The 13024-nt window shown below is 66.6% G+C and carries 13 protein-coding genes and 2 tRNA genes; 14 read left to right on the forward strand and 1 reads right to left on the reverse strand.

The features are described 5' to 3' along the window. Positions 1-44: 44 nt before the first annotated feature. The 11 genes from IB259_RS27250 (at position 45) to IB259_RS27300 (ending at position 7941) form a co-directional block, all read left to right on the forward strand. A complete protein-coding gene (locus IB259_RS27250; RefSeq protein WP_054455536.1) occupies positions 45-1433 on the forward strand; it encodes a cytochrome bc complex cytochrome b subunit in 1389 nt (462 codons plus the stop codon). 23 nt (positions 1434-1456) lie between these two features. Continuing rightward, a complete protein-coding gene (locus tag IB259_RS27255; RefSeq protein ID WP_192330618.1) occupies positions 1457-2308 on the forward strand; it encodes a cytochrome c1 in 852 nt (283 codons plus the stop codon). A 154-nt stretch (positions 2309-2462) separates the two neighbouring features. Then, on the forward strand, positions 2463-3074 hold the full coding sequence (locus IB259_RS27260) for a glutathione S-transferase N-terminal domain-containing protein (protein WP_006388039.1): 612 nt from the start codon (positions 2463-2465) through the stop codon (positions 3072-3074). Between the two features lie 12 nt (positions 3075-3086). Beyond that, complete coding sequence (locus IB259_RS27265; protein ID WP_054455540.1) at positions 3087-3536, forward strand: ClpXP protease specificity-enhancing factor; 450 nt, start codon at positions 3087-3089, stop codon at positions 3534-3536. A 67-nt stretch (positions 3537-3603) separates the two neighbouring features. Next, positions 3604-3679: transfer RNA gene (locus IB259_RS27270), tRNA-Thr, on the forward strand. A 221-nt stretch (positions 3680-3900) separates the two neighbouring features. Beyond that, the gene (locus IB259_RS27275) at positions 3901-4656 is read left to right on the forward strand and encodes a GAF domain-containing protein (protein ID WP_192330620.1); all 756 of its coding nucleotides are present in this window, start codon (positions 3901-3903) and stop codon (positions 4654-4656) included. A 1-nt stretch (position 4657) separates the two neighbouring features. After that, positions 4658-4864: a sulfatase gene (locus IB259_RS27280; RefSeq protein WP_082401081.1), complete on the forward strand. Its 207-nt coding sequence runs from the start codon at positions 4658-4660 to the stop codon at positions 4862-4864. Between the two features lie 167 nt (positions 4865-5031). After that, positions 5032-5107, forward strand: a tRNA-Asn gene (locus IB259_RS27285). A 134-nt stretch (positions 5108-5241) separates the two neighbouring features. Further along, entirely contained in the window at positions 5242-6156 is a 915-nt protein-coding gene (gcvA, locus tag IB259_RS27290) for a transcriptional regulator GcvA (RefSeq protein WP_225596949.1), read from the forward strand. Between the two features lie 97 nt (positions 6157-6253). Beyond that, positions 6254-6727, forward strand: coding sequence for a RidA family protein (locus IB259_RS27295; RefSeq protein WP_054455544.1), 474 nt, complete (start codon positions 6254-6256; stop codon positions 6725-6727). Positions 6728-6744: 17 nt separating this feature from the next. After that, positions 6745-7941, forward strand: coding sequence for an aminotransferase class V-fold PLP-dependent enzyme (locus tag IB259_RS27300; RefSeq protein ID WP_125470999.1), 1197 nt, complete (start codon positions 6745-6747; stop codon positions 7939-7941). 24 nt (positions 7942-7965) lie between these two features. On the opposite strand, the gene IB259_RS27305 is transcribed toward IB259_RS27300, so the two are convergent. Then, a complete protein-coding gene (locus IB259_RS27305) occupies positions 7966-8859 on the reverse strand; it encodes a DMT family transporter (RefSeq protein WP_119449852.1) in 894 nt (297 codons plus the stop codon). A 155-nt stretch (positions 8860-9014) separates the two neighbouring features. Here IB259_RS27305 and IB259_RS27310 point away from each other — a divergent pair, with 155 nt between their 5' ends. The 3 genes from IB259_RS27310 to IB259_RS27320 all read left to right on the forward strand — a co-directional run bounded on the left by IB259_RS27310 (position 9015) and on the right by IB259_RS27320 (position 12817). Beyond that, entirely contained in the window at positions 9015-9905 is an 891-nt protein-coding gene (locus tag IB259_RS27310) for a helix-turn-helix domain-containing protein (RefSeq protein WP_119449851.1), read from the forward strand. 88 nt (positions 9906-9993) lie between these two features. Continuing rightward, entirely contained in the window at positions 9994-11436 is a 1443-nt protein-coding gene (locus tag IB259_RS27315; protein ID WP_225591310.1) for a DUF2868 domain-containing protein, read from the forward strand. Continuing rightward, entirely contained in the window at positions 11429-12817 is a 1389-nt protein-coding gene (locus IB259_RS27320; RefSeq protein ID WP_175163678.1) for a GTPase/DUF3482 domain-containing protein, read from the forward strand. The genes IB259_RS27315 and IB259_RS27320 overlap by 8 nt, the downstream gene beginning before the upstream one ends. The last annotated feature ends 207 nt before the right edge of the window (positions 12818-13024 follow it).

The raw sequence follows: 13024 nt of genomic DNA on the forward strand, positions 1-13024 counted from the left end.
GTAAGTAAAACAAATACGCCACGTATTAGAGAAGGAGCCGTTACATGGCTGGCGAGAAAACCGTCGAGACGACAGGCCTGTTGGGCTGGCTGGACCGGCGCTTCCCGGTGACCTCCACCTGGAAAGCCCATCTGTCCGAGTACTACGCACCGAAGAACTTCAACTTCTGGTACTTCTTTGGCTCACTGGCCCTGCTGGTGCTGGTGCTGCAGATCGTGACCGGCATCTTCCTGGTCATGCACTACAAGCCGGACGCCGAACGCGCGTTCCAGTCCGTCGAATACATCATGCGCGAAGTCCCGTGGGGCTGGCTGGTGCGCTACATGCACTCCACCGGCGCGTCGATGTTCTTCGTCGTCGTGTACCTGCACATGCTGCGCGGGCTGCTTTACGGTTCCTACCGCAAGCCGCGCGAACTCGTGTGGATCTTCGGCGTCGCGATCTTCCTCTGTCTGATGGCGGAAGCCTTCTTCGGCTATCTGCTGCCCTGGGGCCAGATGTCCTACTGGGGCGCGCAGGTGATCGTGAACCTGTTCGCAGCCATTCCCTTCATCGGCCCTGAGCTGTCCATCTGGATCCGCGGCGACTACGTCGTGTCGGATGCCACGCTGAACCGCTTCTTCGCCTTCCACGTCATCGCCATCCCGCTGGTGCTGGTGGGCCTGGTCGCGGCCCACCTGGTGGCGCTGCACGAAGTCGGCTCGAACAACCCGGACGGCATCGAGATCAAGCAAGGCCCGAAGGACAAGTACGGCCGCCCGAAGGACGGCATCCCGTTCCACCCGTTCTACTCGGTCCACGACCTGATGGGCGTGGCCGGCTTCCTGCTCGTGTTCGCGTTCATCGTGTTCTTCGCGCCGGAAATGGGCGGCTACTTCCTCGAGTTCAACAACTTCATCCCTGCTGACTCGCTGAAGACGCCTCCGCACATCGCGCCGGTCTGGTACTTCACACCGTTCTACTCGATGCTGCGCGCCACCACCGACGAGTTCACCTGGGTGCTGGCGGGCGCTTCCGTGCTGGGCGCCATCGCGCTGCTCGTCAAGAGCAACCTGAAGGGCTTCATGCGTATCGCCGTCCCCGGCATCCTGATCGTCGTGGCCGTGCTGCTGCGCGTGATCGACGCCAAGTTCTGGGGCGTGGTCGCCATGGGCGGCACGGTCGTCATCCTGTTCTTCCTGCCGTGGCTGGACCATTCCCCGGTCAAGTCGATCCGCTACCGCCCGACCTGGCACAAGTGGATCTACGGCATCTTCATGGTCAACTTCCTGGTGCTCGGCTACATCGGTACGCAGCCGCCCAGTCCGCCGTTGAACATCACGTCGCAAATCGGCACGCTGCTGTACCTGGCATTCTTCTTCCTGATGCCGGTATGGAGCCGCCTGGGCACTTTCAAGAAGGTGCCCGACCGCGTCACGTTCCACGCCCACTGAGCCCACCAGATAACGGATTAACCATGATCAAGAAGCTGATTGGTGCCGTGGCCTTGATGCTCACGTGTACCGCCACCCTTGCCGCCGGAGGCGGCTACCCCCTGGACAAGGCCCCGTACCGCGTCAACGACATGTCGTCGCTGCAGAACGGAGCCAAGCTGTTCGTCAACTACTGCCTGAACTGCCATAGCGCGTCCTCGATGCGCTACAACAAGCTCAAGGACATCGGGCTGACCGACCAGCAGATCAAGGAAAGCCTGCTGTTCACCGGCGAAAAGGTCGGCGACATGATGAACGTCGCCATGCCCCCGAAGGACGCCAAGCAGTGGTTCGGCACGACGCCCCCGGACTTGTCCGTGATCGCGCGCGCCAAATCCGTGAACGCCGGCCCCTCGGGCGCCGACTACATCTACACCTACCTGCGCACTTTCTACCGCGACACGGCGCGTCCCACGGGCTGGAACAACCTGGTCTTCCCGTCGGTGGGCATGCCCCACGCGCTCTGGGAAGTGCAGGGTCCGCGCGAACTTACGACCGTCGCCATGCACGAGGTCGAAGGCAAGGCGGGCGCCCCCAAAACCTGGGAACGCGTCACCACGGTGTACGATGCACAGGGTTTTTCCACGGTCAAGGCCGAACCGGTAGCCAACTACCACGGCCATGCCACCTTCGATGCCAAATTCAAGGCCGCTAACCCGGCCCAAGTCGCAACATACGACAACGACGTCGCCGACCTGACTGCGTTCATGTCCTGGATGGCCGAACCCGTCCAGACATTCCGCGTCCGTCTCGGCGTCGGTGTCATGTTGTTCCTGCTGCTGTTCTTCCTGGTTACCTGGCGCCTCAACGCCTCGTACTGGAAACACGTGCGCTAACCGCAACGCCCCGCCAGGTTTTTATCCGTCCCTGATTGCAAATAGGGACGGCATCGGCGGATAGGGCTGTACGCCTATCCCGCCTGGCAATTGGGGCCAGCGCCTGCTAGATTAAGGCGCTGGCCTTTCGTTTTTCAATAAAGGACTTACCGCCATGATGGTGCTCTATTCCGGAACCACGTGTCCGTTTTCGCAACGCTGCCGCTTCGTGTTGTTCGAAAAAGGCATGGATTTCGAGATCCGCGACATCGACCTGTACAACAAGCCCGAAGACATCTCGGTGATGAACCCGTACGGTCAAGTGCCCATTCTGGTCGAACGCGACCTGGTCCTGTACGAGTCGAACATCATCAACGAGTACATCGACGAGCGCTTCCCGCATCCCCAGCTGATGCCCGCCGACCCGGTCATGCGCGCCCGCACCCGCCTGTTCCTCTACAACTTCGAGAAGGAACTGTTCGTCCACGTCTCGACGCTGGAAGACCGCAGCGCCAAGCCCGACGAAAAGAAGCTGGCCAACGCCCGCCAGAACATCCGCGACCGCCTGGCCCAGCTGGCCCCCATGCTGCTGAAGAACAAGTACATGCTGGGCGAGGAATTCTCCATGCTCGACGTGGCCGTGGCTCCGCTGCTGTGGCGCCTGGACCACTACGGCATCGAACTGCCCAAGAACGCGGCTCCGCTGCAAAAGTACGCCGAACGCATCTTCTCGCGTCCGGCCTACATCGAAGCGCTGACGCCTTCGGAAAAAGTGATGCGTCGCTAAGGCTGTTGCGTGATGGGTGAAACTTCGACCAAACCGTACCTGATCCGCGCGCTGCACGAATGGTGCACCGATAACGGCTATACGCCCTACATCACCGTGCAGGTCGACGAGCACACCATGGTGCCCGTCGCCCATGTGCGCGACGGCCAGATCACGCTGAACGTGGGCACGCTGGCCACCAACCGCCTGGTGCTGGGCAACGAATTCATCGAATTCCAGGCCCGCTTCAGCGGCGTGACCGAAAACGTCTACGTCCCCGTGGGCGCCGTCAGCGCCATCTATGCGCGCGAAACCGGCGCCGGCATGGGCTTCGAAGTGCAGCCCTACGAACCGCCGGAAGCTGGCGCCCAGGGCGCGACGGCCACCGCCGCGCCCGAGGGCTCCGACGCCGACGCCGCCCCCGGCGACGACGGCGGAGACGACGACGAACCCAAGCGTCCGCGCCTGACCATCGTCAAATAAGGCATCCCCGCAAGGTCTGCATTTTTTTCATTACAATGCAGCCCTTCGCGTGCCCCAGGCACGCAGCGCCGGTGTAGCTCAGTTGGTAGAGCAGCTCACTTGTAATGAGAAGGTCGAGGGTTCGATTCCTTTCACCGGCACCAGATTCCAGATGCAGATCCGTCCTGAGACGATCTCAAAAACCCGCTCCGGCTATGACGGCGCGGGTTTTTTATTGCCTGCGTCATGAACGGAAAGCGTGAGGCCAAGCCAGCCCATTGCGCTTTGTCCTATTTACGCTGTCCCGAGCCCCGAAAACCGGCCTTTCCGCGAAATCGCTGCCTACAATCGCGCCAAGTTCTGGCCTCAGGAGGCGCGGTTCCCCATGCAGACAAATCATCTGCCCGGCGTGCGGCAAAAACGCCTCTGGCAAAAGAGGTGGCCTAGAGAAGTCCTGTTCAATGGCCCGCCACTCCTCGTCGCCGGTAGCGCCGCGGTGAAGAGCTGGCGCGAACCGCTGTTTGAACCCTGGATGTTCGGTCTGACGGCCGCCACGAGCGTCTGGCTGATTCTGGCAGCCCTGGTTCGCGTGGCTGCTGCACGCGCCGACGACGAGATGGATGGACCGGCCGCCGTCCACGAAGGTCTCGATGCAGCGGTCTCCACCATGCACACCATGCTTGCCGAATGGTGCGACAAGCGCAATCGTGGAACCGACCTGCGCACCACCTACCGGGTCGTGCCTCCCGTTCATGAACCGCAGGAAATCGAGCAGATCATCAACTACGCGGGCGCTGGCGGCGAGGGTGCAGGACGAACCTTTCCCGTGCACACCGGCATCGCGGGCAGAGCTGTCCGCAGCAAGACACCGCTGGTGATGTCCAGCCAACACAGAACGGAAGATCAACTCCGCTCGGCACTAGTGCTTGAATGGGGGTATACCGCGGCCCAGGCCCGCCGTCTTGGACCCGGCCGCTATTCGGCTATGGCGGTGCCCGTCCTGGACCGTTCAGGCCAGCATCCCATAGGCGTGATCTACCTGGACTCGAGCGACCATGCGCTTTTCGAACGCAACGACGTTGCGGAAATCGTAGGCGCCGGCGCCAAAGCGATCAGCGACTTCGTCAGCAAAAGGTATTGATATGAACGCTGCCACCAACAAGAAACCTGACGCATTCTTCAAGGGATCCCGGCTAATTTCCAGGCCGGGCGCGGTAATCCAGGTTCGGGAACTGATGCTCACCGAATACGGGTTGCGTGCCATTACCAGTGCAAGCACGGGTATCCGGCAAGGGGCCATTGAAGAAGCTGGCCCACCGTCGCCGCTGAGAGGAATGGCTCCTGCCTGACCCCATTTGTACTGCGCCCGGTTTGGCTGCTTTTCGATACCGCAGATGGTCGCCGCACGCACTCGTGTCCTGGTGAGAAAGGCAAATATTCAGCGCGTCGACCCGTTACGCCTGCCCCGTTTTGCATTCTTCCGTTTTTTTGTGCATAATTCGCCCCCTCTACCTGTTCCCCGATAGCTCAGTCGGTAGAGCGACGGACTGTTAATCCGCAGGTCGCTGGTTCGAGCCCAGCTCGGGGAGCCAAAGAATGCAGTACTGAAGGGCCCGCAACTTGTTGCGGGCCTTTTGCATTGGGACGCGGTGCGCGCGCCCTGTTTGCCGGGCCGCGCGCGGCGTACGATGATGCGCATTCCCTCATCACCACATCGCCTGCCTCCATGCGTTCCGCGCGATCCCTGCCTGCCCTGGTTTCCCTGCGCGCCTTTGAAGCTGCCGCGCGGCGCATGAGTTTTTCCCTGGCTGCGCAGGAGCTCTTCGTAACGCAAAGCGCCATCAGCCACCATATCCAGCGACTGGAAGCCGAACTGGGCGTGGCCCTGTTCGAGCGGCTCACCCGCGCCGTGGCGCTGACCGCGGCGGGTCAGGCCTATTACGAGCGCGTACACGCGGCCTTCGAACTGCTGCGCCTGGGTACCGACGAGGTCCGTGCGCCCGAGACTGTGCGGCAGACGCTGCGCGTCGGGCTGCTGGCCTCGTTCGCCACGCGCTGGCTGGCGCCGCGCCTCGCGGCGTTTGCCGCCGCCCATCCCGACATCGATCTCCAATTGCAGCCCGACATCGGCCTGGCGGACGTTGCGGGCGGCGAGGTCGACGTCGCCATCCGCTACGGGCGCGGCGTGTGGCCAGGCGTGCGGGCTCGGCTGATCATGGCGGAGCGGCTGTCGGTAGTCTGCTCGCCCGCCCTGATCGCGGGCAGGAAACGGCCGCGCACGCCGCAGGATCTGCTGCGATTCCCGCTGCTGGCCTCGCATGCCCGCCATCCCTTCGAATGGGACGCCTGGGCGCGACATCACGGCGTGGACCTGGGCGGCGTGCGGCCCGTACGCCTGCATGACTACAACATCGTCGTGGAAGCGGCGCTGGCGGGGCAAGGCCTGGCGATGGGCCGTCACCGCCTTATCGCCGCCCAGCTCGCCAGCGGCGCGCTGGTGGAGGCCCTGCCGAACGCCGCGCTCGAAGCTCCTCGCATCGGCTGGTGGTTCGTGACGCCGCGCGGCGCGCTTGGCGAAGCGGCACAGCGCTTCCACGCATGGCTGGCGCAGGCGGCCACGGAGCGGGGCGACACACATTAGTTTTACTCATGTGTACTGCGCGAAAATTGATTGGTCAGGGCCGGCAGCGGCCGATAGCATGAGGCTTGCCCATACTTTCCCTGTTCAGGAGTCCCTCATGACCCGCTCGATCTCCGGCCGCGTGGCCGAACTTGGCCTGACCCTCGAAGCCGCCGCCGCTCCCGCCGCCAACTACGTGCCCTTCGTGCAGGAAGGCAACCTGCTGTATATCTCGGGCCAGATCTCCCGCAAGGACGGCAAGGCCGCCTATCTGGGCCGCCTGGGAGACCAGGTTTCTGACGCCGATGGCGTAGCAGCGGCGCGCCTGTCGGCGCTGGGCCTGCTATCGCAGATCGCCGCCGCCACCGGCGACAAGCTGGATCGCGTGGCGCGCGTCGTGCGCCTGGGCGTGTTCGTGGCCAGCACGCCGGACTTCAACCGCCAGAGCGCCATTGCCAACGGCGCCTCCGACCTGATGGTCGAGGTGTTCGGCGACGCCGGCCGCCATGCTCGCAGCGCCGTCGGCGTGGCATCCCTGCCGCAGGGCGTGGCGGTCGAGATCGAAGCCGTTATCGCGCTCACGCAAGCCTGATCCCTGCCGGAGCCGCCATGTCCGCCCCCTTGACTCCCAGCGCCGTGGAAGCGTTGCGCGCCCAGACCCCTGGCGCGCACACCACCGTCCATTTCAATCACGCCGGCGCGTCGCTGCCCTCGGCCGCCACGCTGCATGCCATCCACGCGCACCTGCAACGCGAAGCGACGCAAGGGCCCATGGAGGCGGGCGTGCGGTCGCGGGAGCTGATCGAGCAGGCTCGCACACTGGCGGCCCGGCTGCTCAACGCGGACCCGACCGAGATCGCACTCACCGGCGGCAACTCGCCCGGCTGGGGCGCGGCTTTCGCGGCGATGGCGCCGTGGCGCGCCGGCGACCGCATCCTGGTGGGTCGCCACGAATGGGGCGGCAACCTGGCCGCCATGCGGCTCAAGGCGCAGCGTGCTGGCGCCACGCTGGAGACCATTCCCTCGGACGACAGCGGCTGCGTCGATCCGCAGGCACTGGAGGCCATGCTGGATGAGCGGGTGCGCCTGATCGCACTGACCTGGCTGCCCGCCAACGGCGGCCTGATCAATCCCGCCGCCGCCATCGGCAGCGTCGCGCGCCGCCACGGCATCCCGTATTTCGTGGATGCGGCACAGGCGGTCGGCCAGTTGCCCGTGGACGTCGCGCAGATCGGCTGCGATGTGTTGAGCGGGGCCGGACGCAAGGCGTTGCGCGGCCCGCGCGGCACAGGCCTGCTGTACGTGCGGCGCGACTTCCTGGACCAGCTCACGCCCGCCTTCGTCGACACCCATTCCGCCCCCCTGGGCGCCGACGGCGAGCCGGTGCTGCGCCAGGACGCCGCGCGCCTGGAATCGGCGGAAGCCTCGCTGGCGCTGCGCTGCGGCCTGGCCAACGCCTTGCAGGAAGCCCTGGACATCGGCCTGCCAGCCATCCGCGCCCGCATCGCCGCCACGGCCCAGGCCCTGCGGACCGAACTGGCGGCCATCCCCGGCATCACGGTGCTGGACCAGGGCCGCGAACGCTCGGGCCTGGTGTCCTTCAACTTCGCCGATCAGGACGCCGTATCCGTGCAACGCGCCATGGCGGCACAGGGCATCACCATCGGCAGCAACGGCGTGCCCTATACCCCGCTGGACATGCAGGCGCGTGGCCTGGCGCAGATCGCGCGGGCCTCGGTCAGCTATCTGACCAGCGACGCGGAAATCGACCGCCTGCTGGAAGGGCTGCGCGCCCTGGCCCGCTAGGGCTTGCCCGGCCCTGGGCCAAGTTCAAGCCGCCGCGCGCCGCGCGAAGGGCGTCCACTTGGTGAAGACCAGCAGGTTGCCCAGCATTACCAGCGCCAGGCCCAGCAGGGCCGGCGCCGTCCACTGATAGCCTTCGGCGAAAGTAGACACGCTCAAGGCCACCACCGGAAACAGCACCGTGCAGTAGGCGGCCCGCGCCGGACCCATGCGGCCCACCAACGTCAGATAGGCGGTAAAACCGATCACGGAGCCCGGGATGGCCAGATAGAGCAGGGCGCCGACGTAGGAAGCCGAGGTATCGAATTCGAACGGCAGGCCCGCCGCCAGACAACCCGCCAGCAGGATGGCTGCGCCATAAAGCATGCTGTAGGCGTTGCCGGTCAAGGGCCGGATGCCGGCGCGCTGTTGCAGCGACGACAGCATGTTGCCCGTCGAAAAGCAGAACGTACCCAGCAGTGCAAAGCCCAGGCCCAGCAGGGTTTCATGGCTGGCCTCCTGCCCCGCCAGTTCGGGCCAGAACAGCAGCACCAGGCCGGAAAAGCCCAGCGCGCCGGCCACCATCACGCGCGGCGCGACGCGGGTGCCGAACCACAGGCGGGCATTCAGCGCATTCCATAGCGTCGCCGCCGAAAACACCACCGACACCAGGCCGCTGGGAATCCACTGGGTTGCCGTGTAGAAGCACAGGAAGTTCAGGCAGAACAGGCACAGCCCCTGGCCCACGCACAGCCAGTGGCCGCGCCGGTCCATTTTCTGCAGCTTGCGGGTCAGCGCCAGGACCGCCAACAGAACCAGGCCCGCCAGCGCGAAGCGGTAGAAGATCGAGACGGGAATCGCCACCACGCCTAATTGCAGCTTGATGGCGATCCAGGTTGTGCCCCAGATGACGACTGTGAGGAAATACAGGAAGAGGTTCACGATGCGATGCTGAAACAGGGACGCGGTAAGGCGGTCCGCAAGACCGCCGGGGAATCCAGTTTGCGCCTCCCTGGCCCGCAAGAATTGCCGGTTCTTGCGGTTTTCTTCCCCGCGCGCACGCGCCGCGCGCGAGATCGCAGTAGCATTCCACTCATATGGCTACCGTCGCCTCGGCCCCGGCCGATTTCTCCGTCTTCCGCACCCTGGCGGGCTCCACCGCGACGTTGGGACGCGCCGCCGCGCTGGGCGAGGGCATCGCCATCTCGCAATGGTCACGCAGCGCCCACGAAACCATGGGCTACGACAGTCCGGGCCATCACACCCTGTCACTCTATCTGCGCGGCGGCGACAAGTCGTTCCGCCTGGGCCAGGACAGGCGACATGGCGGCGCCGGCAAGTTCTGCGTGCTGCCCTCGGAGCACTACTCGCGCTGGAGCATGAACGACAGCGTGCAATTCCTGCATCTGTACATCGCTCCGGAACGCCTGGCCCGCGAAGCCGTCATGCGGTTGGACTGCGAGCCCCGCACGCTGGAACTGCGCGACCGCACCTACATCCACGACGACTCGCTGATCGACGTCTGCCGGCAGTTGCTGGACACCGACTGGAACCAGCCCGCCGACCGGCTGGCGGCCAGCAGCGCGGCCGAAACAGTCCTGCACCATCTGCTGAACCAGGGCGTGGCGCGCAAGCCCGCGGCAACGCTGCGCGGCGGCCTCGCGCCCGCCGTGCGCCGGCGCATCATGGACTATGTTGACGCGCACCTGGCCGAGCCGCTGACGCTGGACGAACTCGCAGGCGTGGCGGCGCTATCCACCTACCACTTCGCCCGCATGTTCCACACCTCTTTCGGCGAGCCGCCGCATGCCTGGGTACGGGCGCGGAGGCTGGCGCATGCGCGCAAGCTGCTCGCAGCCGGCAAGGGCGACCTGGCCGGCATCGCCCAGGCCAGCGGCTTCGGCAACGCCAGCCACTTGGCGCGGGTCTTCCGCGACGCCGTCGGCGTCACGCCCGGACAGTACCGCAGCGCCCGCGCCAGGCACTGACGCGTGGGGCTGTGGCCCCGTTTCCCGTCCCGCCCGGTCTACAATGGTCCACCGCCCCCAGGGCCTGACCGTACCGCCGCCCGACGCGATGCCGTCTACGACCTCTCGCGATTCCATCCCCCCGGCTGAACCCCTCGGCGCCGGCCCCGTGCGCGCGCACTGGCTGGCGGAGCTGATACGTCTGCGCGAAGCGCATTGGGGGCCGCTGGAAGACGCAGCCGCAGTGCGCCGCGTACGCCAGCAGGACGCCGATCTGCCCGCGCGCATCCTGGCTCGCGCCGCGTTGCTGGCGCAGCGCGAGAATCTCATCCCCCTGATCGACACATGGCGCCGCAGCGCGCTCGCCATGTTGGCCGCGTTGTTCCTGCTGGCCGCCATTTCCGGCGCAGGCGCCGCGCTGGGCGCGCTGGGTGACGGCTCGCGGCCAGTCAACGTGCTGTGGGCGCTGGGCGCCTTGCTGGGCCTGCATGCGCTCACCTTCCTGCTGTGGCTGGGCAGCTTCCTGCTGCGGGCGTCCTCCGTCACGGGACTGGGGCGTCTCTGGCTCTGGGCCACGCGCAAGCTGGCCCGCGGCCCCGACAGCGCGCTGGTACCGCAGGCTTTTCTCAACCTGCTGGCCCGCGCGGGCGCCTTGCGCTGGCTCTTCGGCAGTGTCAGCCACCTGCTGTGGCTGACGGCCCTGTGCGCAGCGCTGGCGGTGCTGCTGGCCGTGCTTTCCACCGCCAGCTACCGCTTCATCTGGGCCACCACCTTGCTGGCGCCCGACACATTCGTCGGGCTGACACAGGCTTTGGGCTGGCTGCCGTCCCTGCTGGGCTTTCCGCTGCCGGACGCATCCATGATCCGCGCCAGCGACGGCGCCCAGGCCCTGCCCGCCGAGGCGCAGGCGCAGTGGTCGCTGTGGCTGATCGGCGTGCTGGTGGTCTACGGCATCCTGCCCCGTCTGTTGGCCGGCGCCCTGTGCGTGGCGGGATCGCTGCGCGCCTTGCGCCGCCTGCGCATCGATCCCTCGCTGCCCGGATTCTCCGCCTTGCGCGATCGCCTGGAGCCGCCCGCCCAGTCCACGGGCATAGACCGCCCGGTCGATCCCCTGCACGAACCGCGCGTCGGCGCGCCGCCGCTCGCGGGCCTGGGCGGCCAGCCGGTGCTGCTGGGGCTCGAACTGCCGCCGGACCTGGCCTGGCCACCCGCCGATATGCCCGCGGGCGTCCAGCAGGCCGGCAATCTGGATACCCGCGAAGAGCGCAACCGCGTGCTGGATGCGCTCGCCGGCCAGGCCGCCACGCGCATGCTGATCGCCTGCGATGCGCGCCAGACGCCGGACCGCGGAACGCTGTCGCTGATCGCCGAACTGGCCGCGCACGCGGAACAGACGCGTGTATGGCTGGTCACGCCGCGCGCGGACGCCGAGGCTCCCGCCACCCGCGCCCCGCTATGGCGCGAACGCCTGCTGGCGCTGGGCCTGCCCGCCGATGCCGTGCTGCAAGCGCCGCTGGCCCCGCTCGCCTGGCTGGAGTCCGGCCATGGCTGAAGACCTCATCAAGATTGCGCTGGTCGGCCATACCAACACCGGCAAGACCTCGTTGCTGCGCACGCTGACGCGCGACACCACCTTCGGTGAAGTCGCCGACAGCCCTGGCACCACGCGCCACGTCGAAGGCGCGCGCCTGCGGCTGGAAGGGCGGGCCGTGCTGGAATGGTTCGACACACCGGGCATGGAAGACAGCATCTCGCTGCTGGAGTACCTGGAAAAACTCGACAGCCCGCAAGAACGCCTGGACGGGCCGGCGCGCATCCGCCGCTTCCTCGACACGCCCGAGGCGCATGGCCGCTACGAGCAGGAGGCCCGCGTGCTGGCCAAGATGCTGGACTGCGACGCGGCGCTGTACGTCATCGACGCGCGCGATCCGGTGCTGGGCAAGCACCGCGACGAACTCGCCATCCTGGCCGCCTGCGGCCGGCCTCTGCTGCCTGTGCTGAACTTCGTCAACGCGCCCGCGCATCGCGCCGACGAATGGCGCGCCGCCATGGCCCGGTTGGGCCTGCACGCGGTCGTCGAGTTCGACACCGTCGCGCCGCCGCTGGATGGCGAACAACAGCTCTATGCCAAGCTCGGCGTGCTGCTGGACCGCCACGCCGCCGCGCTGGCCCGGCTGTCCGCCAATCTTGCCGAGCAGCGCCGCGCGCGCCGTGGCGCCGCCTACGAACTGCTGGCCGACCTGCTGGTCGACGTGGCGGCCTTGCACGTCTCCAGCGCCAGCGACGACGCGGCGCTCGCGGCCGCCTCGGGCACGCTGCGCGACCAGGTGCGCCAGCGCGAGCAGACCTGCGTCAACGCATTGCTGGCGCTCTACAACTTCCGCGCGACGGACTTCACCGATGATGCGCTGCCCCTGCAGGGCGAGCGCTGGGGCATGGACCTGTTCCATCCCCAGGCCCTGAAGGACATGGGCGTGCAGGTGGGCATGGGCGCCGCCGCGGGCGCCATGGCCGGCGCGGCGGTGGACCTGTTCAGCGCCGGTTTGAGCCTGGGCACCGGCATGCTGATCGGCGCGGCCGCCGGCGGCCTGTGGCAAGGCGTGGAAAAGCTGGGCAAGCGCGTGGCGGGCAAGCTGCGCGGCTGGCGCGAAATCAGCGTCGACGACGCGGTGCTGCGTCTTTTGGCCCTGCGCCAGCGCCAACTGATCGAAGCGCTGGAGCGCCGCGGCCATGCCGCGCGCGAGCCATTGAGACTAGACCATCCGGACGACGATGCCTGGCGCAAAGGGCCCCTGCCCGAAGCGTTGAAAGAGGCCCGCAGCCGGCCCGAATGGTCGGCCCTGGGCGAGCACTACGAAGACAGCGACCGCCGCAAGCGCGTGGTGCGCGAATTGGCGAAAACCCTTGCCGACGCGCCCCCGCCCGGCGCCTGAGCGCAGAGCCGCCAGCCTTGCCGCACGCACCATTCCACGCCGCCGGCAAGCAAGTACTAACCCCAATCCAAACCGATTGACGCTTAAACGAATGCGTCGATAAGATTCGTCCTACATCGATGCGGGTCCGTCCCCGTCATGATAATCACAAGGGGTTGGGTCTATCGTGAAGTCGAAGTCCTACGCAGTGATTCCCGGCAGCGCCAT

Origin of the sequence: Achromobacter sp. ACM04, from assembly GCF_014851465.1 — a bacterium.
Lineage (GTDB): Bacteria > Pseudomonadota > Gammaproteobacteria > Burkholderiales > Burkholderiaceae_B > Achromobacter > Achromobacter aegrifaciens.